Annotated in this window: 20 protein-coding genes; 12 read left to right on the forward strand and 8 right to left on the reverse strand. The window is 48.4% G+C overall.

The window, feature by feature from the left end; all coding sequences use genetic code 11:
• Positions 1-14: 14 nt before the first annotated feature.
• Positions 15-1385 (reverse strand): DNA repair protein RadA, encoded by a 1371-nt coding sequence (gene radA, locus TW77_RS17440; protein ID WP_046006249.1) that lies wholly within the window; start codon positions 1383-1385, stop codon positions 15-17.
• Between the two features lie 136 nt (positions 1386-1521).
• Between radA and TW77_RS17445 the strand changes: the two genes are divergently transcribed.
• Positions 1522-4026, forward strand: coding sequence for a PilZ domain-containing protein (locus TW77_RS17445; protein WP_046006250.1), 2505 nt, complete (start codon positions 1522-1524; stop codon positions 4024-4026).
• A gap of 44 nt (positions 4027-4070) precedes the next feature.
• Here the strand turns inward: TW77_RS17445 and ampE are convergent, their stop codons facing one another.
• A complete protein-coding gene (ampE, locus tag TW77_RS17450) occupies positions 4071-4955 on the reverse strand; it encodes a beta-lactamase regulator AmpE (RefSeq protein ID WP_046006251.1) in 885 nt (294 codons plus the stop codon).
• A gap of 5 nt (positions 4956-4960) precedes the next feature.
• Positions 4961-5503 carry a 1,6-anhydro-N-acetylmuramyl-L-alanine amidase AmpD gene (gene ampD, locus TW77_RS17455; RefSeq protein WP_046006252.1) on the reverse strand — a complete coding sequence of 181 codons (543 nt, stop codon included), beginning with the start codon at positions 5501-5503 and terminating at the stop codon, positions 4961-4963.
• Between the two features lie 188 nt (positions 5504-5691).
• Here ampD and nadC point away from each other — a divergent pair, with 188 nt between their 5' ends.
• From nadC to yacG, 7 genes are all read left to right on the forward strand, one after another.
• The gene (gene nadC / locus TW77_RS17460) at positions 5692-6531 is read left to right on the forward strand and encodes a carboxylating nicotinate-nucleotide diphosphorylase (protein WP_046006253.1); all 840 of its coding nucleotides are present in this window, start codon (positions 5692-5694) and stop codon (positions 6529-6531) included.
• A gap of 419 nt (positions 6532-6950) precedes the next feature.
• On the forward strand, positions 6951-7403 hold the full coding sequence (locus TW77_RS25975) for a pilin (protein ID WP_046006254.1): 453 nt from the start codon (positions 6951-6953) through the stop codon (positions 7401-7403).
• Positions 7404-7458: 55 nt separating this feature from the next.
• The gene (locus TW77_RS17470) at positions 7459-8691 is read left to right on the forward strand and encodes a type II secretion system F family protein (RefSeq protein ID WP_046006255.1); all 1233 of its coding nucleotides are present in this window, start codon (positions 7459-7461) and stop codon (positions 8689-8691) included.
• A gap of 19 nt (positions 8692-8710) precedes the next feature.
• A complete protein-coding gene (locus TW77_RS17475) occupies positions 8711-9586 on the forward strand; it encodes a prepilin peptidase (protein ID WP_046006256.1) in 876 nt (291 codons plus the stop codon).
• Positions 9587-9588: 2 nt separating this feature from the next.
• A complete protein-coding gene (coaE, locus tag TW77_RS17480; protein ID WP_046006257.1) occupies positions 9589-10200 on the forward strand; it encodes a dephospho-CoA kinase in 612 nt (203 codons plus the stop codon).
• A 108-nt stretch (positions 10201-10308) separates the two neighbouring features.
• Positions 10309-11985 carry a type IV-A pilus assembly ATPase PilB gene (gene pilB, locus TW77_RS17485; protein WP_046006258.1) on the forward strand — a complete coding sequence of 559 codons (1677 nt, stop codon included), beginning with the start codon at positions 10309-10311 and terminating at the stop codon, positions 11983-11985.
• A 71-nt stretch (positions 11986-12056) separates the two neighbouring features.
• Positions 12057-12299 carry a DNA gyrase inhibitor YacG gene (gene yacG, locus TW77_RS17490; protein WP_046006259.1) on the forward strand — a complete coding sequence of 81 codons (243 nt, stop codon included), beginning with the start codon at positions 12057-12059 and terminating at the stop codon, positions 12297-12299.
• 44 nt (positions 12300-12343) lie between these two features.
• Here the strand turns inward: yacG and TW77_RS17495 are convergent, their stop codons facing one another.
• Positions 12344-12853 (reverse strand): Spy/CpxP family protein refolding chaperone, encoded by a 510-nt coding sequence (locus TW77_RS17495; protein ID WP_052713247.1) that lies wholly within the window; start codon positions 12851-12853, stop codon positions 12344-12346.
• Between the two features lie 210 nt (positions 12854-13063).
• On the opposite strand from TW77_RS17495, the gene TW77_RS17500 reads away from it, so the two are divergent.
• Genes TW77_RS17500 through TW77_RS17510 form a run of 3 tightly spaced genes read left to right on the forward strand, consistent with a single transcriptional unit; the run spans position 13064 to position 16131 of the window.
• Positions 13064-13750, forward strand: coding sequence for a response regulator transcription factor (locus tag TW77_RS17500; RefSeq protein WP_046006260.1), 687 nt, complete (start codon positions 13064-13066; stop codon positions 13748-13750).
• A 31-nt stretch (positions 13751-13781) separates the two neighbouring features.
• Entirely contained in the window at positions 13782-15131 is a 1350-nt protein-coding gene (locus TW77_RS17505; RefSeq protein ID WP_240479512.1) for an ATP-binding protein, read from the forward strand.
• Entirely contained in the window at positions 15121-16131 is a 1011-nt protein-coding gene (locus tag TW77_RS17510; protein WP_046006262.1) for an alpha/beta fold hydrolase, read from the forward strand. The genes TW77_RS17505 and TW77_RS17510 overlap by 11 nt, the downstream gene beginning before the upstream one ends.
• Here the strand turns inward: TW77_RS17510 and TW77_RS17515 are convergent.
• A complete protein-coding gene (locus tag TW77_RS17515; protein WP_275041937.1) occupies positions 16092-16982 on the reverse strand; it encodes a cation diffusion facilitator family transporter in 891 nt (296 codons plus the stop codon). The two genes, TW77_RS17510 and TW77_RS17515, sit on opposite strands and share 40 nt — an antisense overlap.
• Before the next feature lie 195 nt (positions 16983-17177).
• On the opposite strand from TW77_RS17515, the gene trmL reads away from it, so the two are divergent.
• Entirely contained in the window at positions 17178-17642 is a 465-nt protein-coding gene (gene trmL, locus TW77_RS17520) for a tRNA (uridine(34)/cytosine(34)/5-carboxymethylaminomethyluridine(34)-2'-O)-methyltransferase TrmL (protein WP_046006263.1), read from the forward strand.
• A gap of 50 nt (positions 17643-17692) precedes the next feature.
• Here the strand turns inward: trmL and hpf are convergent, their stop codons facing one another.
• The 3 genes from hpf to TW77_RS17535 all read right to left on the reverse strand — a co-directional run bounded on the left by hpf (position 17693) and on the right by TW77_RS17535 (position 22582).
• Entirely contained in the window at positions 17693-18049 is a 357-nt protein-coding gene (gene hpf / locus TW77_RS17525; RefSeq protein WP_046006264.1) for a ribosome hibernation-promoting factor, HPF/YfiA family, read from the reverse strand.
• A gap of 213 nt (positions 18050-18262) precedes the next feature.
• The gene (locus TW77_RS17530) at positions 18263-20398 is read right to left on the reverse strand and encodes a YjbH domain-containing protein (protein ID WP_046006265.1); all 2136 of its coding nucleotides are present in this window, start codon (positions 20396-20398) and stop codon (positions 18263-18265) included.
• 234 nt (positions 20399-20632) lie between these two features.
• Complete coding sequence (locus TW77_RS17535) at positions 20633-22582, reverse strand: polysaccharide biosynthesis protein (RefSeq protein WP_046006266.1); 1950 nt, start codon at positions 22580-22582, stop codon at positions 20633-20635.
• Positions 22583-23103: the final 521 nt, after the last annotated feature.

Below are 23103 nucleotides of genomic sequence, written 5' to 3' on the forward strand. Positions count from 1 at the left end.
TGTATAGATTCCCTTTAAAACAAGGCTTCGAGCGCATCACTGAGGCTGGCAACGGCGACCACCTCCATTCCCTCAATGGCGTCCTTTGGTTTATTCGCAATCGGTACGATAGCACGTTTGAAGCCATGTTTCGCGGCTTCGCGCAGTCTTTCCTGGCCACTGGGTACCGGCCGGATCTCTCCGCCCAGGCCCACTTCACCAAATACCACCATCTGACGTTCCAGCGCATGGTTTTTAAAGCTCGACACCAAAGCCGCGATCAACGCTAAGTCGGCACTGGTTTCAGAGACTTTAACGCCGCCAACCACGTTGACAAACACATCCTGATCCGCCACCTGCAGACCACCGTGGCGGTGCAACACCGCAAGCAACATGGCCAGACGATTTTGCTCCAGACCGACAGTAACACGCCGTGGATTGGCCAATTGGGAGTAGTCCACCAGCGCCTGAACTTCCACCAGCAGTGGCCGGGTGCCTTCCCAGATCACCATGACCAGAGAGCCGGGAGTTTGCTCTTCACCCCGGTTGAGGAAAATCGCCGAGGGGTTACTCACTTCTTTCAGGCCCTGCCCTGTCATGGCAAAAACCCCAAGTTCATTGACCGCACCGAAACGGTTTTTATTACCACGCAAGGTTCTGAAGCGACTGTCGCTGCTACCTTCAAGCAAAATAGAGCAGTCAATACAGTGCTCCAATACCTTAGGCCCCGCCAGTGAGCCATCTTTGGTGACGTGGCCGACCATAATAATGGCAACCTGGTTTTGCTTCGCAAAACGGGTCAGGTAAGCGGCACTTTCTCGCACCTGAGAAACACTGCCCGGCGCGGACTGCACATCACTCATGTGCATCACCTGAATTGAATCAATGACCATAATGGCCGGCTTTTCACGCAATGCCAGCTGGCAAATGCTTTCGACGTTTGTTTCGGCCAGGGTACGTAGTTTGTTAGTTGGCAGGCCCAAACGCTTGGCGCGCATCGCAACCTGCTGCAAAGATTCTTCACCTGTCACATATAAAGTAGACATAGATTCGGCCAGCAAGCACATGGTCTGCAATAATAAGGTACTCTTACCAGCACCCGGCTCACCGCCAATTAAAATGGCACTGCCTGGTACCACGCCCCCCCCGAGTACACGGTCAAACTCTTTGAATCCAGTTGAAAATCTGGGCAGTGATTCAAGGTTAACTTCGTCCAGCGTCTGGACTTTGGCTTCCACCACGCCAGCATATCCAGCCATAGTTCCGCCGCGCGGCGCGGCCTTCACAGAGGGGACTCTGAACTCAGTTATCGTATTCCAGGCTTTACATTCAGAACATTGCCCTTGCCATCGAGCAAATTCCGCTCCACAATCACTACAGACAAATGCGGTTTTCTTTTTTCCCATAAAAATCAAGGCATAGTTATTGCTTAAATTAAAACTCAATTAAGCTTAGTTCAACAGTAAGCGTTAATACTGACATAAATTTGGCAAAGGCTGAAACAATAACCGGGTAAGATCTGCTGATTTAAAATGTGTACCTATGGCTGAAGATAAATTACAACAATACCAAGACTTAATAGATGAATTAAAGATTGATCTCGGCGATCCGAATTTTGACTTTATCTTCAAGCAAAAAACAGCGCAACTGAGCAAACCAGACCAGTTTTTGCTGAAAATGGAAATGACCCGGCTGTCTCAGCCCGTCGCGCGTTTTATCGACCTGCGTGGTCAGGTATCTGGACAAGTAAAACCTTATGAGTACGAAGGCAAGCAACACTTTATGGACGATGTTGCGATCCGGGTGTTTGAGCAAGAAGTGGCTCGCTATGGCGGCTATACCTTAGCCGTTTACGAAGCGGTGATGAACACCGACAATAACTTTAAAGTTATGCAAAAGCAGGCGGCCCAGCAGCAGGATGAAGATACCCCCGGGCAGGATCTCTCTCAGGCCACCCAATACATCCGCTTTGCCTCTTACGAAAGCCGCATAGAAGAGCGGATGAATTACTCTATCAAGATCACGGTGGAGTTTGGCAATCAGCGGCTTGCCAATGCCAGTACCTCGGACATTTCTCTCAGTGGCGCAAAAATCAAACTGGCACCCAACTATCATTTACATAAAGGCGATTTGGTGTCACTGCGCCTGGTTGGGCTGGAGCAGGACTTTGAGCTTGGACTGAAAAGCGGGATCCAGTATGAAGTGGTCGCGGTAGACCCCGTATCCAATGAATACAACCATGTACGCCTGAAGCGCACCTTTGTCGAAAACAACAGTGGCTTTGATGACTTTTTACAAAGCTTTATTCATGGCAATAAGCGACGCTACAAAATTAACCTGGATAACACCATGGATGCGGTGGTATGTAAGGGCTATGAGCAGTATTACCTGCCCCGCGTAAATTCGTTGTTCGTATTTTTTAGTCAGGCTAAAACCATGCTCTACCCAAGCCTGGTACTGACCAATGAAAACAACGCACACATCAACTATTACTTTGAGGATGAGCGCAAAACCTCCTCTTTATACAGTGTCTTCAACCAGCAGCGCCTGGATATGCTCCTGCAGCGCCCTGAGCCTGTCAAAGAAGCCTATTGTTACACATTTACCCATGGCAAAAATGGTAAAATTTATTTTTACTCGGCGTTTGACTGGGAGCTTAAGAAATCGGCTGAATTGCATCACTTATTTATGGGCTTTGGCAGTCAAAAAGACAGCTGGCGGATCTTTAAGGTTCAGCTGATGCCAAGCCATCATGAAGATGCCTTTATTCCGCTGTCTTTGCCCTCCAGCGCCGGCAAAAATGTTGAGAAACTGAATAAGCGCCCAACGCCCCGGGTTCAGGGGTTGATTGAAAACGTTAAATACCTGATGACGCTCAGCGATATTACCACCGAGCAGCAAACAGCCTATTATCAGGCGCTACAATACACGAAAGAGCAGGTTAACCTGATCAAGCAATTTGGTCACGGGAAGGCCAAAGTGCCCCCGCCACTGGAAGTCGTTGCGCTTGAATATGTCAACCTGCGCTCGCACAAGCGCTATCTGTACAAGACAGCTGTGGCTGTCGCTGCAGAGGATGGCGCGGTGTTGCATGGCCATACCCGAGATTTCTCGGTGATGGGCTTACAGGTGGCACTGGATGAGCCGGCGACACTGCAAAAAGGCGATATTGTGCATCTCGACCTGCCCGAGCTGCAAAAAATTACCAAACAACATAACCTCACTAAACTCAGGTATGAGGTGATGGCGGTCAACAAGGCAAAGACCATCATTAATCTGAAAGTGAATATTCTCAGTAATGTGCAGCATACCGCCATTACGTTTTTTAAAATCTTGATTGAAAATAATAAGAATAAACTGCAACCGTGCGAAGAAGCCCCCAGGATCCCCGGGTTGTCGCATGCACTGCGCAACATGGTTACTAAGAGTATTTGTCAGTTCCCGCTGTACCTGCACAAATCCGCAGCCCATTTTAAAATTGGTGCGATTGGTCAGGGGCTCTATCCCACCACACTGCACAAGATTTTGCTCAGTGAAGTGATCCACCATAACCATCAGGAGTATGTGCAACCCCATGGCTTGCTGCCAAGCGACTTTATTGGCGAATATCTGAGTGAGCGGCTGCGCAAACAGTCACGTCAGGACAAGCCGCTGCAATACACGGTTTTCTTACGTTTTGATCCAAAGGCGCAAACGCTGCAAGAAGCACTCAAAAGTCAGTGCATTGCCGCTGGGGAATCGCTGGATCCCTTGTTCTTGTTTATCAAACGGGCACTCAAGAAAGAGTTATTGTTTGTGTTTCATCTTTATATTTCCAAAACCGGTCGCCCGGATATGGATTACCTGGCCAACGAGCTGAGATACGTCAGCCATTATGCAATACACAAGGCTAAGGGACTTGAGGAGGCATTATGGAATGTTGCGGGGGTGTGCGACATGATTGAGGTAACGGATCAGCTGCTGCCCACATTAGATGTTGAAGACAATCAGCTGGCAGCTATGCTTGAGCGCAAACGAGCCTGGCTGGCCACTCAGCCGGGTTCATAACCGCCTGACAGGCCAGCTTAGCCAGCCTGTCATGCATTTTTGAGTTAACTCAAACCGCCAAACAAAGTCAGCAGTGCGGTCAATACCAGGAAGAACAGGATATTGCGCTTAACCAGGCGCATCATACAGGTTGCTTCGTAGGTGCAACCAAAAAACTGCTGCTCTATCTGCTCTGCGGCTAGCGCAATCTCACTCACCACCTGCCGGTTTGGCGTATCAAAATCCAGCAAGTATTTTAACCAACACCCGGTTCCTTTCGTGAAGTTACCTATGATCAGATAACCAAAACTGGCAACCCTGGCTGGTAACCAGTTAAGCCAGAACAATAGCTTAGTGAATCTTTTGGTATGAGTCCCGAGCAAACTGCGCAACAAACTCACCTGAGCCGGTAAATCGTCTTCCTGACGCTCCGTGAGCGTCTCAACCAGATAGCGCACACTTGCATAAAGCACAGCTCCAGGTGCACCCAACATCACAAACCAGAACATCACCGCACAATAATGTTGAAAGTTGATCCATACCAGCGTTTGCCCGAACGTTTCACCATTGCGCTCTGTTTCGGTCCGCTCCTGGCCCATTTGCAGTGCGTACAGTGTGACTGCTTCTGAGTCTCCCCGGGTCAGAGCATTGAGGTATCCTTTGTATAAGCGGCGATAGCGGCCACAGCCAAAGCAAACCAACAAGATCAATACATTGAGTATTAACTGAAAGAGCACAAAGTCTGACAGGTGATATACCAGCGCAACCAATATGGTAGGCAGCACAAACCAAATCATGACCCCAAAATCTGAACCAAACATGCCCTTTTCACTGAGCTGTTTCTTACTCAAAGCCAGATACTTACCCAAATAAAAGTCAATCTGCCAATGTTCTGAACGGGCACCCAGGCGCTCGATCACTAAAGCTATTATGATAGAAATCAACATCATGTCCGTTACTCTTGTTTTATCAATGCAAAATACTTGTGCCAATCGAACGCCACACCCGGATCGTACTTGCGCCCGGGGGCAATATCACTGTGGCCAACAATTCGCTCCGAGGTCAATGCCGGGAGTTGCTGCTGTAGCCATAACGTCAGCTTAGCCAGTGCCTGATATTGGGCTTCAGTGTATGACGTTGTGTCTGTTCCTTCCAGCTCCACACCAATACTGAAATCATTGCAGTTATCTTGTCCAGCAAACTCAGATACTCCGGCGTGCCAGGCCCGCTTATCGAACGGCACGTACTGGATGATGGCACCGTCACGGCGGATCAGGCAATGGGCTGACACCCTCACACCACGCAGTGAATCAAAACTGGGATGTGCCTGACAGTCCAGCGTGCCCATAAATAAGTCGTCAATGTAATGACCACCATATTCTCCCGCAGGCAACGAAATACAATGCACCACCAGTAACGATGGGTTACACGCTGGCGGGCGTTCATTATAATGGGGAGAGCGTCGCTGCTGTGCGCCCGGATACCAATTTAACTGCATAAATAGAAATACTTAGCCAATATCGCTGTGCTCTTACCTTAGCAAGTTTGCCATACTTTCACTATGTTATTTTGACACTGTTCAAAGGATTGCGAAACAGCCTGTGGTTGCCGTTAATAAACGACATTGTCATTAACTGGCGTAACGCAGTAGAATTAGGCTATTGAATAGCAAAGCTAAGATTACCCATGATAAATGAACAGATCCCGCAGCTGGTTAAGCTGGCACTTGATGAAGACCTGAATAATCAAAGCGCTGCCGATGGTGACATTACCGCAGCCCTGATCCCCGCCTCACAACAAGCAAAGGCCTATGTGATCACACGCGAAGCGTGTGTGTTTTGTGGTAAGGATCTGATCCTTGAGGTGTTTAGACAAGTTGACCCCAGTGTACAGGTGAATGTGCTGGTCAATGACGGTGACACATTGACGCCAAACCAGCGTATTTTTGAAGCAACGGGAAGCGCCAGGGCGATCCTCACCGCCGAGCGTACTGCCCTGAACTTTGTGCAAACGCTGTCGGGCACAGCCACTGCCACCGCGCATTCAGTTGCTGCACTTGCCGATACCAACACACAGCTGTTAGATACCCGCAAAACCATTCCGGGCCTGCGCGCATTGCAGAAATATGCCGTGACCTGTGGCGGCGGCAAAAACCATCGCATCGGTTTATTTGATGCCTTCCTGATCAAAGAGAACCATATTGCAGCCTGCGGTGGCATAGCCAAGGCAGTGGCACAGGCCAGACAAAATCACCCCGACAAGCCCGTTGAAGTAGAAGTTGAAAGCCTGACGGAGCTGCAACAGGCGCTAGATGCCGGCGCAGATATCATTATGCTTGATAACTTTACCGTTGAAGACATTCAAATTGCCGTTAAACAAACTGCAGGTAGAGCCAAGCTGGAGGTCTCGGGTAATATGACCTTAGATAAGCTGGCGACTTATGCGCAGGCAGGTGTTGATTACATATCAAGCGGTGCGTTGACGAAACACCTGCAGAGTATAGACTTGTCTATGCGCTTTGAGTAACAGGTGTAACGGCTTTGTAAGAAAATACAAAGCCAGCTCGTTGACAAGCATGAGAAAACACTTTTTAATACGAACAAAGAATTAGCACTCAAAAAGTGTGTACTCTTATAAACATGCCAGCATGTATATTAACAGCAATTGTAACTTAGGCAGGTGTGTAAACTGGTTCTTGTTAAGGCCAGGATCACCACAACTGTCATAGTAATGTCGTAGACTGGTGGATAACATGGTGATTTTTTCTCGATAAATAACAATATCGAGCACTACGCCAAAAGAATGATTACCCAGTTTGATTTACAACAAATTTATTATAAGACTAAAGGCCTATACTTAGCCTGAACGCAAAGAGCACAGATTTAATAAACCCCTGGTGTGAGTGGTTGCTGGCATCGGGTCTAACATCCCTTAGGAGACACATCATGACGCAAAGACAACAGGGTGGTTTTACCCTTATCGAATTAATGATTGTAATCGCAATCATAGGTATTCTTGCTGCCGTTGCCCTACCGGCATACCAGGATTACATCAACCGTGCTAAAGCCTCTGAGCTTATCGCAGCTGCCACTATGCCTAAAGCGTGTGCAACTGAAACAGCACAAATTGGCGGTAACCCATCTGTCTGTGACGACGATTTTGAAGGCACTCAATATGTCACCACACTGGTAATTGACGATGCTGGCCAGATGACAATTACAGGTACAGGCGATATGGATGGTCTGGTTGTGACACTGACACCGCAAACCACAGCTGGTGCAGATGCTGCAGACACAGACTTCACTGGTGGATTCCAAATTGCCAGCTGGAAGTGTAATGGCACTGCAACGGCTCCGGCTCAGTTAAGCTGGTTACCTGCAAGCTGTACAGCAAACTAATCAATAATGCTGAATTATTGCAAGAGGGCTTTGCCCTCTTGCAAGTAAGCTCCTTATGAATCAACCCGACAAAAACGCAGCCAAAGTCGATACCTTTATCTGGGTCGGCGTAAGCGCCCGTGGTAAACGCCTGCAAGGCGAGCTCACAGGCACCAGTGTGGCCCTGGTTAAAGCGCAATTGCGCAAACAAGGGATCACGCCCTCTAAAGTAAAGCGCAAACCTAAGCCGCTATTCGGGTTAAGCAGCACCCAAAAAATTACCCCTAAAGACATTGCCGTCGTTACCCGGCAAATTGCCACTATGCTGACCGCAGGCGTAGCGTTAGTACAGGCACTAGATATGATTGCCTCGGGGGCAAAGAACAAAAGCCTCAGTAAGCTTATCACCCACATTGCCGATGAAGTAAAAGCCGGTCAGCCACTAGCCAAGTCGCTGCGCAGTCATCCCAAATATTTCGATGAGTTATACTGCGACCTGGTTGAATCGGGCGAGCAATCAGGGGCACTGGATCGGATCTTTGACCGGGTTGCCCTGTATAAAGAAAAAGCAGAAGCACTTAAATCCAAAATTAAAAAGGCGATGTTTTATCCCATTGCGGTGCTTTCCGTCGCTTTGATTGTGACCTCCATCCTGTTGATATTTGTTGTGCCTCAGTTTGAAGAAATTTTCACCGGCTTCGGCGCGGAACTACCAGGCTTTACCCTGATGGTGCTGGGCATCTCTGAATTTATGCAAGAATACTGGTGGCTGTTCCTGATAGGTCTTGGCGGGGCCGGATATGCCTACAAAGAAGCCCTGCAACGCAGCGCCGCAGTGCGCCACTTTAACGACCGCATGGTGCTGCAAATTCCAGCCATTGGCGAAATACTTAAAAAAGCGGCAGTTGCCCGCTACGCCAGAACCTTATCAACCACCTTTGCGGCAGGCGTGCCTTTGGTCAATGCGCTTGAGTCCGCTGCGGGTGCTTCCGGTAATATCATTTACAAAAATGCCATTTTAGACATCAAAGGCGAGGTCAGCTCAGGTAATCAGATGAACTGGGCCATGCGTAATGCCAAGATCTTTCCCGATATGGTGGTACAAATGGTGTCTATCGGCGAAGAGTCTGGCGCACTCGACAGCATGCTGGCAAAAGTAGCCAGTATTTATGAGCAGGAAGTGGATGATGCGGTCGATGGGCTGTCTTCATTACTCGAACCTATGATCATGGTGATCCTGGGCGTGCTGGTTGGCGGCTTGATTGTTGCTATGTATTTACCTATATTCCAGCTCGGCACCGTCATTTAACAATAACAAAGACTTTATTATGCAAGAAGTTTGGCACCTTATGGAGCAGCAAACCTGGTTTTGGCTGCTCACTGTCGCACTAACCAGCCTGTGTATTGGCAGCTTTTTAAACGTGGTGATCTACCGCCTGCCCGTGATGATGCAGCGCAACTGGCAGAGCGAATGCCGGGTCATTCTGGAGCAGGCACCCCAGCAAAGCGAACCCACTACATTCAACCTCATGACACCGGGTTCAACCTGCCCCAAGTGCAACAGCAAAATAAAACTTCAGCACAATATTCCGCTACTCAGCTGGGTATTTCTGGGGGGCAAATGCGCTTACTGCCAAACTCCCATTGCAAAACGTTATCCCTTTGTCGAGCTACTGACCGGCGCAGCGTCGCTCTGGCTGGCCTGGCATTTTTCTGCCACCCCACAGGCTTTGGTGTATTTGCTGGTGACCTGGGTACTGATAGTCCTGATCTTTATCGATATCGACCATATGCTGCTGCCCGATCAGCTCACTTTGCCCTTGCTCTGGTTTGCCCTGCTGGCCGCCGTCGCAGGCATCACCATACCTCCTGCCGAAGCCATCACAGGCGCAGCCGTGGGTTATCTGAGTCTGTGGAGTATTTACTGGGCGTTTAAGCTACTCACAGGTAAAGAAGGTATGGGCTTTGGCGACTTTAAACTGCTGGCAGTCTTTGGTGCGCTAATGGGCTGGCAGTCGCTGCTCATTATTGTTTTGTTATCCAGTGTGGTTGGTGCCGTCATTGGTGCAACTCAACTGGCCGTGCAGGGCAAAGACAAGGCCACCCCAATCCCCTTTGGCCCTTACCTGGCCATTGCCGGATGGCTGACGCTGTTATATGGTGAGCAACTAAGTCGCTGGTATCTTTCGTTGTTAGGAGCATAACCATGGCCAACTGGATCTTAGGCTTAACCGGCGGGATCGGTGCCGGTAAAACCACTGTGTCCGACTACCTCAGTCAACAAGGGATCTGCGTTGTGGATGCCGATGTGGTGGCAAGAGAGGTCGTCGAGCCTGGCAGCCAGGGGCTGGAGGCCATTGTGAGCCATTTCGGCAAGCACATCCTGACAGAGGAAGGCACGCTGGACCGCCAGGCACTGCGCGCTATTATCTTTGCCGACGAAGATGAAAAAAACTGGCTGAACAACTTGCTACACCCGATGATCCGCGCCCAGCTGCTGGCACAATTGGCGCACGCCGACAGCGATTATGTTATTTTATCGGCGCCTTTGTTGTTTGAGAATACGCTGGATAAATACTGCGATAAAACCCTGCTCGTCGATGTGCCTGTGGAGGTGCAGATAGCGCGCACCTGCGCACGAGACAATGCCCACCAGCAGCAGATTGAGCAGATCATTGCAGCGCAAATGAGCAGAGCCGATAAGCGCGCGAAAGCCGACTTTATTCTCGACAACAATCAACCGCTTGAAGCGATGCAAGCACAACTTGCTGCCTTACATAAAAGCTTTTTGCAGCTTGCAGAGGCCAATCATGCGTGATGGGTGGCATACCCGCCCACACCTGGCCCGGTTTGCTATTAATTCACTAACCGGATCACCGCATTTTTTGCTACATTTAGTGTAACTCGTTGAAGTCTTAAGAGCATTATGGAACATCACTCGCCATTACTGAGAAAGTTTATTACCCTTGGCAAACTCACTGCTGAGCAGGTTAAAGCCAAACAAGCCGATGCCCACTCAACGGCAGAGCTCATTTGTCTGTGTAGCGGCATGAGCAGCCAGGAGATGGCCGAGCAATGCCTTGACTTGTTCAGGGTCCCCTATTTTGATCTGAGCGGCTTTGACATTACTCAGGTCCCCAAAGAGCTGGTTAAAGAAAAGCTCATTCGCCAGCATCATTTGCTGCCGCTGGTGAAAAAGGATCGCAAACTCTTTATTGCGACTTCAGATCCTACCGACTACGGGGCTTTTGAGAACTTTGAATTCAGCACCGGTTTGCAATGTGAAGTTGTGGTTGTCGACTATAAACTGCTCGACCAGAAAATTGACCAACTGTTTGACGATAACAGCAGCCTCAGCCTGAGTGAGGATGAATTTAAAGAATTCGCCAGCCTGGATGTTGAGGACGAACCCAAAGCACAAAACAACGATGAAGAAAAAGACGACGCCCCTATCATCGTTTATATCAATAAGATCCTCATGGATGCGATCAAAAAAGGCGCATCGGATCTGCACTTTGAGCCCTATGAAAAGAAATACCGGGTGCGCTTTCGTATCGATGGTTTGCTACATGAAATGGCCAGTCCGCCTCACGCCCTCTCCAGCCGCTTATCGGCCCGTATCAAGGTAATGTCTCACCTGGATATCGCGGAAAAGCGCAAGCCACAGGATGGCCGCATTAAGCTGAAGATCTCCGAGCGCAAGAGCATAGATTTTCGTGTCAGTACCCTGCCAACCATGTGGGGTGAAAAAATCGTAATGCGGATCCTGGATTCATCCGCCGCCAAGCTGGGCATTGAAGCGCTTGGTTATGAAGCGGATCAGAAGAGCATGTACCTGAATGCACTTGAGCAACCACAGGGGATGATCCTGGTCACCGGTCCGACAGGCTCGGGTAAAACCGTGTCGCTTTATACCGGCCTGAATATCCTCAATAAACCAGAGCGTAACATTAGCACTGCGGAAGATCCGGTGGAGATCAACCTGGAAGGCATTAATCAGGTACAGATCAACACCAAAGCAGATATGACCTTTGCCAATGCATTGCGGGCTTTCCTGCGTCAGGATCCCGATGTCGTCATGGTTGGTGAGATCCGTGACCTGGAAACCGCTGAAATCGCCATCAAGGCTGCCCAAACCGGCCACTTGGTGATGAGTACCCTGCACACAAACTCTGCCTCAGAAACCCTGACCCGCTTACTCAATATGGGTGTACCTGCCTATAACGTGGCCAGCTCAGTCAGCCTGATCATCGCTCAACGGCTGGCTCGCCGCTTGTGCCCCAAGTGCAAAGAGCCGGAGCAGTTGCCCACCGAAGAGCTACAACGCCAGGGCTTTACTGCTGAACAAATTAAGAATATGACCCTCTACGCCCCCAAAGGGTGCGATCATTGTACCGATGGTTACAAGGGCCGGGTTGGTATTTATGAAGTGATGAAGATCACACCAGAAATCTCACATGCCATTATGGAAGGTGGTAACTCACTGGAAATTGCCGAGCTTGCCGCGAGCCAGGGATTTGCGAATCTGCGTCAGTCCGGGTTGAAAAAAGCATCGGATGGGATCACGTCTCTGGCCGAGATTAACCGGGTCACCAGTTACTAATTATTCTGCGGCCCGTGACGCCCAGACGACCACACAGTACAATAGAGAAAAATTGTTATGCTGAGGCGCTTATGTCTGTTTCTGTAAAATGCCCTACCTGCCAGGCTGCCGTGGTCTGGTCGGCGCAAAGCCCACATCGTCCTTTTTGCTCTAAACGCTGCCAGCTCATAGATTTAGGTGAGTGGTCTGAAGAGAACAATAAAATCTCAACACCACTCAACAGTGCCGATCTGTCGCCGGAAGCCGCCAGAGATATGGTGGAAGATCTGGAAGCAATGCTGGCCAAAAACGACGATAATTTCTTTAAAGAATAATCTCTGCCCGGTAGTCATCCGGGCAGTTTCTCTTTTCACAATCGTTACGAAGACTGGTGTTGATGGTGCTTTTTAGCCATACGCTTGTGACGCAGCTGCTTGAGTTTGGCGCGCTGCTCTTCAGTTAAAATATGATATACCTTGTGCTGTGTTTCCAGCCGGATAAGCATCATTTCACGCTTCTGTGGCTGAAATTGCTCCAGCAACAGTTGTGCCTGTGCTTTGTCGAATTGTTCTGCCTCAATCAATGATTTAAACGCCTCATGATGCTCACCTTTGTCTTTGTCACCGCGCAAATTTTTCACCTGCTCGCGCTGCGCGTCAAAAAGGCTTTTTAACTCATCCTGCTGACTTTGGGTCAGACCCAGGTGCTTTACCGCACGCTTTGATAGCAGCATATGGCCCATACTTTTCATCGGCTTCATATTAGCAGCTTTAGGCTGCGCCTCATTCACGTCGGTATCGGCCAGTGCGGCACCACTGCCGGCCATCACTGAGGCCAGTAACAGTGCTTTAACTGTGTGACGGATCTTGGTTTTGGTGTGTGTATTCATGGTAGCGTCTCCTGTTAAGTTGGATATCACTTTAGCAACGCCAGAGCAAAGCAACGTCAAGGTTGTGTAAAGTTTTGTCAAGTGCTGTTTCAGCCCCCACACATTCCTAGATCATCCCCCTAATGTATTGAGCGTAAAGAAGTGTAAAGTCAGTCACCTTACTTCTATAGTAAGGTAAGATAGACACAGGAACAGAGACTGAGTAACAGTATGAGCGCCAATGTACTGATAATTGACGATGACCGGGGCCTGTGTGAACTCTTGCAAGAGTATCTGCAAAGCGAAGGGTGTAATGTTTATGCCGCTTATACCGGCCCTGAGGGGCTGGATATGGCACTAACCAGAGAGTTTGATGTGATCCTGCTGGATGTCATGCTGCCCCAGCTGGACGGCTTTGAAGTGCTTAAAGCACTGCGCGCAAAAAAAATGACGCCGGTGATCATGCTGACGGCTAAAGGCGATGATTTTGACCGTATCTTTGGCCTGGAGCTGGGCGCAGATGACTATATTCCCAAGCCCTTTAATCACAGAGAGCTGCTGGCACGGATCAAGGCCATCACCCGGCGCATTGCACACCTGCTTAATAATTCCGTGGCACCCAGTTTCAAATATCAGGATCTGGAGCTGGACCTCGCTTCACGCACTGCCAGCATCAAGGGCACACCATTACCACTGACTGGCACAGAATACGAAATGCTGCATCAGCTAATTAAATCGGCTGGCCAGCCGGTGACCAAACAAACCCTGTCACACACAGTGCTTGGCCGCCCTTTAGCACCTTATGACAGATCGGTTGATATGCATGTCAGCAATGTAAGAAAGAAAATCGCACAGCACAGTTCGCATACCTATATCAAAACATTACGTGGCTCAGGCTATATTTTCCTTAAGGCATAGAATGAGGAAGTACTTACTAATAAAAGTATTCATGTGGTTTTGGGGAACGATTGCCGCCACTTTAGTGCTGCTGATGAGTGTTAGCCTGTTGCAACCCAAGCTATTAGAAACTCGCCAGCTAAGCCCGGCTATGTTAAAGAATCTGCACCACCTGCAACGAACTTTGGAACGCCGTGCTGACAACCGTCCGGAGCAACCTCTTGCCACTTTACTGCCCGGTCGTAACCGCACTCACGGGCCAAAAATTTACTTACGCCACAGCGACGAATTAAAAAGTGTGCTGAGCCACCCAGCTTTGCTGGAATGGGACTTGTCGCTCCTGAACTTTACCGTCAATGCCCCCCCGCAGGTTGTCGACACCGAGCAGTACCGGGCTTTTGGCCCGCTGGATATTCGGCTACAGGGCGAATCGTATCAGCTTTTTCAACTGATGGATCACCGCGATCCCAGGGTGCTGACAAAGATCAGATTACTACCGACATGGGTGAAAATACTGATCCTGCTGCTCGCCAGCTTTGGCTTTAGTCTGTGGTTTACCCGTGGCCTGCTCAAACCAGTCAGACAGTTACAACAAGCCGCAGCTGCACTGGCACAAGGTAAACTGGATACCCGCGCAAACATCAGCACATCACGCCAGGACGAACTTGGACAGCTGGGGAAAGACTTTGATCTGATGGCCAGCCACCTCGAGGCACATGTCACACAACAAAAGCGCCTGCAGGCAGATATCTCTCATGAGCTCAGATCTCCGCTCACTCGCCTGCAGATGGCAAATGGCATAGCCAGCGATAAAGCACCAGAATCGCTCATGCCCTATTTGCAAAGAGTCGAGAAAGAAGCACATCTGCTTGAACATATGCTGAGTGATATCCTGCAATTATCGCGACTGGAATCTCAGCAGCAACAAGTGAGCCTGCATGCAATATCACTGGCTGACTTGCTGGACCCCATCCTGGACGATGCCAGTTTTGAGAGTCAGCAACTGGGCAAAGAGGTCAACTGGGAAACATTACCCGACCTGACCCTGACAGTCGATGACATGCTACTTGGCCGTGCGTTTGAGAACATATTGCGAAACGCCATAAAGTACGCAAACAAACAAATTACACTGGATGCGCAATGTGATAACAACCGGCTGAGCGTGGCGATTTGTGATGACGGACCGGGAGTCAGCGATGCCATGCTGGAAAAACTCTGTATTCCTTTTTTCAGAGCCTCAGAAGCACGCACACCAGAGGGAACTGCGGGCTCAGGCGGGTTTGGCCTGGGACTGGCAATTGCGCAACATGCCATAAAAGTGCATCATGGCCGTATTCAGTTTAGTAACCACGGTGGTCTGCGTGTCACCGTAGAGCTACCAATAGACAAGCATGTTTTATAGCGAAAGTAAGCACTTATCCGATAATCTGGCGCAAATAGAAGCGCACTGGCAAGCCTGCCAAAAAGGCACCTTTGACAGCCCGGTCGGGCCGCTCTTTTATGCCAGCCATATACCCGAGCATGCCCGGTTTGCCGTCATACTGGTCAACGGCCGGATAGAATCGGCACACAAGTATCAGGAGTTGATCTGGGAGTTTGGCCGCAATCAGGTTGCCGTTTTCACCTATGATCACCCTGGTCAGGGCCTGTCTGGCCGCTTTCTTAGCAACCTGCACATTGGCTATATTGAGCGTTTTGCGCAGTACGGTGATTGCCTTGATGCGTTCATCAACCAAGTCGTCTTACCTCAGTGGCACGGGCAAAGCGTAATTCTGGCCCATTCTATGGGCGGCGCTATCACCTGTGATTATCTCACACGTTACAGCAGCCCCGCCGTTGGCGCCTTTCTCAGCGCGCCTATGCTTGCGATTAATACAGCACCCTACCCAGCCTGGCTGGCTCAGGGAATTGCTACCACAGCCTGTGCGTTAGGGCTGGGACAAAGTTATGCCGTCGGTCAGGCGGATTACATGCCCAAAGCCTTCGCAGACAATGAGCTGACGCAGTGCGAACTGCGCTATTCGATATTCAGGCAGTTATATCAACAGCACCCTGACTTGCAGCTGGGCGGGGTCAGTTTTCGCTGGTTGCAGCAGGCACTGCAATTTACACAGAGCATGGTACAGCAACGCATTGATCTGCCAGTGAGCATCGCCAGCGCACAACATGACAGCATAGTTTGCTCCGCCGCCCATACACATTTTGCGGCCAACAATGCCGCTTGCCAGCTACACCACTACCCGGGTAAACACGAGCTATTATGTGAGAAGGACACAGTCAGACGAGCAGTGCTGAACCAGTTTTATTCGTTTGTCCACCAGCTCATTGGGCAGGGAGCGACAACAGCCCCCTCTTTGTCTGACTATGTGACCGGTGATACCGCCAGTGACACCGGATCCTGATGGATCAGAATGTCCATCTCCGACTCAAACGCCGCTTTAATATGGGCCACCACTTCATCACTGATCTGATGTGCGCGGGCTAGCGGAATATGGTCGTCCAGTTCCAGGTGCAGTTGTACAAATTTCACTTTACCACTTTGCCTGGTTCTTAGGTCGTGTACCCCATAAACCTCTTCATGGCTGGACGCCAGCAGAATGATCTCGGTTTTTTCTTCATCGGGCAGCTCTTTGTCCATCAGATGATCTGCGCTCTCCCGGGCAATTTCCCAGCAGTTATAGAGCAAGTAAGCTGCCACCCCGATGGCGAACAGAGCGTCTGCGTGCTGAACCTGCCAATGGCTCAACAACAGGGCCGTAAGCACTGCCAGGTTAAGAAGAATATCTCCTTTGTAGTGTAAGGAGTCGGCTTTGATGGCGATTGACTGAGTACGCTTTACAACCTGGTGCTGTACAACGACCACCGCAAATGTACAAGCAACCGCAAACAGGCTAACCCAAACCCCCAGCAGGCTGTGCTGGATGGTTACCGGGTTAAATAAGCGCTCGATGCCATGAAAGGTCAAAAGACAGGCTGAGCCCGCAATAAACGCGGCCTGACCGAGTCCAGCCAGTGCCTCAGCCTTGCCGTGACCGAAGCGATGATCATCATCAGCCGGGCGAAGCGCGTAGCTCAGCACCAAAAAGCTCATCATAGATGCACTGACATCAAGCAAAGAGTCAGTGAGTGATCCCAGCATGGCCGCGCTGCCGGACGCCAGCCACGCCCAGGCCTTGGCCGCTATCATCAACGCCGCCATGACCAGCGTAAAGATACTGGAAAATCGAACTAAAAAGTTATAATTATGGGTCACCTATTACCTCAACAACCTCGTTAAACTCCGGGTTAGGCTTATCTTATAGTGTAAGTCATGAAAATGAAAAATTAGTGACGCTGGATTGAATAGTTAGACAGGTAGCGCTACTTCAATTCGCTCAGATATCTTCACATCTTTTAGCCCTTGTGCAGGATGCGTTATACTGCATGCAATATCATTTTGAGGTTTTCCATGTTAGACATCGTATTATATCAACCTGAAATCCCCCCAAATACGGGCAACATCATTCGCTTGTGTGCCAATACCGGGTTTTCTTTGCACCTTATTGAGCCTCTGGGCTTTGACTGGGACGACAAACGGGTCAGGCGTGCCGGTCTGGATTATCATGAATTCAGCGAAGTAAAACGCTATGCTTCACTGGAGGAGTACCTCGCAGCGCGCAAGCCAAACAGAGTGTTTGCCTGCACCACGAAAGGCACCCGATATCATCATGAACCAGACTATCAAAGTGGTGACTGCCTGTTGTTTGGTCCAGAAACACGGGGCTTGCCGGAAGATCTTATTTTTTCATTGCCACCCGAGCAGCGGCTGCGGATCCCCATGCGACCAGACAGCAGAAGCATGAACCTGTCTAATGCAGTTTCTGTGTTTGTGTATGAATCCTGGCGCCAGATGGGCTTTGACGGGGCTGTGTGAAGGGCATTACGAATGAAGCCACCGCTTAGGTGGCTTCTTTGTTTTTATCTCTAATTCAGATTCATTTCCTGAATGATTTCATGGGCAATCGGTGGCGTCGTGCTCACAGGTTTTTCGTGCTTGTTGGCCTTGAGCTGGCCTTTTCTGTGTTTTAGTGCAGCGTCTAATTTTTTAGCTGCATTGGCAATGGCCGGATACATGACGTCATCCTCTCCTTTTACGGATATCCGGGCTCCTGAATAATTAGTGTTGATCTCAGTATAAAATTTCTTGTGTTCCTTACTAACTATGACGTCTATCGACAACAGCGACGGGAAGTGGTTAGCAACTTTGGCAAACTTTTCATCTACGTGTTGTTTTACTGCTTCTGTCATATCTACATGGTGGCCTGAAAGATTAATTTTCATAAGCGCTCCCTTTTGTTGTTTACCTATAACTAAGTATTGGAGCGAAAGACACAATTCTCAAGCATAAATTTCAGATTTTTGTCATCAAACTGAATTTATTTGTGATAGATCACAGTTGCAGATCTGTTGCTGATAAAACGCTCAAAAGGGCGTTGGCAGGGTGCAAATGGTCCGGGCTGATAATAGGATCAGCCCGGCTTCTTAATGATAAGTTTATTTGTAGGTCAGATAGGCTTCGCGCAGCCTGGCTAGATTGGCATAGACATAACTACCAGACAGTCGGCCTTGGTTAAAGTAGGTGCGATCCAGGCTAACAGAGGTTTCCGGGGTATAAGCCTTCTTGTAAACCAACGCATTGGTGTCTTCACCAATACGTGTGCCCACACCATGTCGCCATGCCTGATTGCCCTTCACCTGACCATACTCAGACACTGCCATATCTTTTCTTGGTGTCAGTGGAATACTGAAAGATAAACCGGCTACCCGTACGTCCGTATCGTAGGCGTAGACTGACACATAGCTGTCACCAAACCAGAACTTGGTCTCTACCTTCATCCCCTTGTCGCGCTGCCAGAATTCGCCCCCGGACAGGTGGAATGAAATGTCTTGCTCAACCCAATGATACTGGTATCCCATAACATGATAGTCACGGTCTTCATTGTAATCTTGATAGTCGAAGAAACCATAGGTGTTATAGAGCTTATGGCGTCCAGACGGACTCATCCAGGCAGTTTCGTTGATAATGCCAGTGTAATCATAATATTCACGGAAAAAGCCCACCTGAGTTTGGTTGTACAAGCCAAATGGCAAATCCAATGTTTGATAGAAGACAGCCCGTTCCAGACCATTTCGTTCACGGCGCGCCTCAAAAATATCACCGGCTTCAAAGTTTTCTGTGTCAGCAACCACGGTTTGTGCTGTGATATTGACACCTGCGCCACGCCACAGCGGGATTTCAAGATCCGCCCTGAGCGCTAATGAGAAGTCATACACACCCAACTCAGTGGCATACGTTGAACTCAATGCCGGACCTAAGGTCAAACGCGGCTTGAAGTAAGGACTGTTAACCGCACCATCCCCTATCCAGGCGACGCCACCCGGAACATCCATCATACCCTGGCGAATAACGACACCCGGCGAGGTCCCCTCAGCGATAAACTGTCGATAGCTGCTCACCTGCCCTGACAAAGATAGCAATGGAATATCATGTTTGCTCAGCTGGACTGTATAGCTTGCACTGTCATCACTGATATATTGTGCAACCCGACCCAGTACAACCCCTATCGCATCCAGATCATTGCGATTAAACACTGGGTTTTCGAACTTAACTACAATAACAGGTTCACGATTCATACCCACCTGAACGTTCTCAAACCCATCTGCAACTAGCGCCTGCTTAAGCGCCCGGATCTCAGTGTTCAATTCACTGATATTCACTTCCTGAGCTGAGCTAGATTCATTACTTTGCGCTTTGGAGGCCACCTTAACTGGCTCAGAATTCGCAACTTCACGCGGTTTTCCGGGTTGTGCGCCTTGCTCTGACAAATGTGCGACGACATCGGCATTATCGGGCGCAGGTTTTATTGCCTGATAGTCTCTTTGTGACTGTTCTGATAAAGGCATAGAGAAATTAATACCATAATAGGTATCTTCATCGCTGTGATCTGTATTGCTGTAGAATCGACTTGTCAGCGTCAAAGTGCCAAGATCAAACAACCAGGCTTTAGGCACCGTTACACGAGCCGCCGCATTCACAGCTTCTGCGTCATGCTCAAGCTGCAATGCAAACCACTCAAGCGGCTGCCACTCAACCCCAGCAAATACACCATCCATCATACCAATTTCGCTTTTACTGGTGCTTATCCCGGTCGAAAAGCGAAAATCTAGCCAGTCTTTTGAGGCAACAGCAAAGTAAGATTCATAGTGGTTTGCGGCTCCACCAATGTCTTTCCCGCCAATGGCCAAATCAAACCAGTCCTCAGGAATAAAAGGAATTTGATACTTGGCATTGAAAGACAGGTCCCTTACTTGACTGTCGCCTAATGCTCTAGTTCTAAACATGTTATCATGCATAGTATTAGCAGCAATTTGCCCGCTTACTTCTAATCCCTGCCACAAGCCTGCAGAAAAAATGTAGTTATAGCCGTCTGCAAAAGTAGTGCCCCTATAATCAAGCTGGTTATTGTATCCAAGATCAATCTCACCAACCTCTAAGACCTCCGCAGAAGGAGTATTCACTAGGCCAGAAAAGCCAGTGAAGCTCTGGTAATGCTTGGGTGGTACTTGAGCAATAACGATGAAAGAGCAAGTCAATAAGCCACTTGCCAAAATAGGAGTTAGTTTAGACATAGTCCTCTGTCCGATTAAAGTATTATAATAAGCTAAAAATTAGACCACAGCATACCATCAAAGTGATTACGGTTATGAATGAAATGATCACGTGAGTCGAAATTATCAACATGCTTTCAAAGGCTAAACAATAAACCGAGTTGATGATGTTTCTGGCGTTACAAATTAAAGCCTTATATTGCAAGCAACATACAGGCGAGATAACACTGCCAGCTCTCGCACCAACAAGCTGCCTTATTTTAGATTAACAATATTTTTTTTGGGTAAACTTTCAAGTTGCTGCCTGGCATTCCAAACCAGGTCACAGATACCATCGGTGGGGTTAAAACCAGTAGGAGCTTCCAATAACAGCTGCCTAATAAATTCATGATCGAAGTCGTGGCATGCTTTATCCAAGGAACTTAAGATTTCTTCAAGCTCTCGCAACGGTAACATAGCTTCTTTAGCTGTCATGATCCTTTCATGCGACGTATGTTCAACATTTTCACCAATCAAAAGCTCTTCATATAACTTTTCACCCGGTCGCAGTCCAGTGCATTTAATTTCTATATCTCCATGTGGATTGGCTTCGCTCTTTACTTCAAGGCCAGACAAATGCACCATTTTGGTTGCAAGGTCCTTTATTTTTACAGACTCTCCCATATCCAGCACAAATACATCACCGCCTTTACCCATAGCGCCCGCTTGAATAACCAACTGGGCCGCTTCAGGAATGGTCATAAAGAACCGGGTAATATCAGGGTGGGTAAGCGTAATTGGCCCACCCTCTTTGATTTGCCTGCGGAATAAAGGCACTACCGAGCCAGAAGACCCAAGTACATTGCCAAATCGCACCATACAGAAACGGGTTTTATGTATACCTTTGCCTTTATTTTGCGCCAAACCTTGCAAGCAAAGCTCTGCCATGCGTTTAGTAGTGCCCATTACATTAGTTGGACGGACCGCTTTGTCGGTACTCACCAATACAAAGGTTTCAACCTTAGCATTTATTGCCGCCTTAGCCGCATAATAAGTACCAAATACATTGTTTCGCACACCTTCAACCACATTGTGCTCAACCAATGGCACATGTTTATATGCTGCAGCGTGATAAACCGTTTGCACACCAAAGGCAATCATACACGTTTCTAAGCGGTTGATATGCTGTACCGAGCCCATAATCGGAATAAGCTCAATCCCTAGCCCTTTAGATTTGATAAACTCATTAAGTTCTTTTTCAATTGAATAGAGTGCGAATTCAGTAAGTTCAAATAACACCAGCTGTTTTGGTGATTGCTTGATGATTTGACGGCAAAGCTCGGATCCTATCGACCCACCGGCACCGGTAACCATTACTGACTTGCCTTTGATATTGGCATCCAGTAAACCTTGCTTTGGCGATACAGGATCGCGGCCTAGTAAATCTTCTATTTCGACGTCTTTAATTTCGTCAAGCGTTGCTCGACCTTCAACCACATCAAGCATCCCAGGGATGGTCATGACCTCAACAGGTAAATTTTCAAGCTGAGCAAGGATCTCTTTACGTCTTGCTCGGCTTTCACTTGGCATAGCCAAGAATATTTTTTTAACTTTTCTGCGCTCAATCAAACTAAAAACGCCATCAAAAGCAATGACAGGAATCCCTTGTAAAATAGCACCTTGCTTAGTCTTATCATCATCAATAAAAGCGCTTACATAATATTCTTCACCGGCCCCTATAGCAGGTGCAAGTTGCCGACCAGCAGAGCCTGCTCCATAAATAATCACTGGTGTTTTGTTAACCGTAGCTAGACGGCCAACCATAGCACGCACCATAATACGTGAGCCACCAACAGACAAAACCAACAGCCACGCATAAATGACAGGCATAGTACGAGGAATAGTGACGTGGGTGAAGAAGGAAGCCATCACGAGTGCTACCGTACTAATCATTGCTCCAATCAAAATAGCACCAACGGCATGTGCACCTACGTAGCGCAGCACGGCTCGATATAGTCCAAGGTTGATAAAAGCAAATATACTAATCGGTAGTACAATAGAAAGTAACAGCCAATTCCCCACTTCAAAGAATGGAACTAAACTGTCCAACCGAACGACCAACGCCAACCAAAAAGCACTAAAAACAAAAATTGAATCAATACATAAAGTGATCAGTCGCTTTTTTGAACGTGATACATTAAGAAGAGTACGGAACCAACTATCCACTGTAAATCCTTGAGCTAACAAATTTCAATCACATAGACTAATGATTTAGTTATAGGCAGTAAATATACACAGTTTTTCAACAACTGTCATTTCAGAATTATTAAATTAGTTGCCTATTGCAGCTCAACCAAACCACCTACAACCCCGTCATTCCGAACTTGTTTCGGAATCCACTGTTTTATAGACCCTGTAGTCTAAGGTATCCCCAAAACTAGTGCTTATATATCAATAAGATGGTGCTTGTGTAAAATATTGAAAAGAAGGGGAACATTCATGATGTCTTGTGATCTTATGAATCGCCAAAAAACAAAAAATAACATAACACCATGAATGCTTTTACTATTTTGCACAATATGCTCCGTGCTGTCACCCTGCCAACATACACAAAGCCAGATTTAATAGAGCTGGACCCCATTGGTTAGACACATTAAGCCATTTTTTAGATGAACAACCTTCCTTTATGCTGCGAACTTCTGTGTCGCATGGTATACCTCATCAGACGTTTGCTTTTCCAAACTCTG

Source organism: Pseudoalteromonas rubra, assembly GCF_000967655.1.
Taxonomy (GTDB): Bacteria; Pseudomonadota; Gammaproteobacteria; order Enterobacterales; family Alteromonadaceae; genus Pseudoalteromonas; species Pseudoalteromonas rubra_A.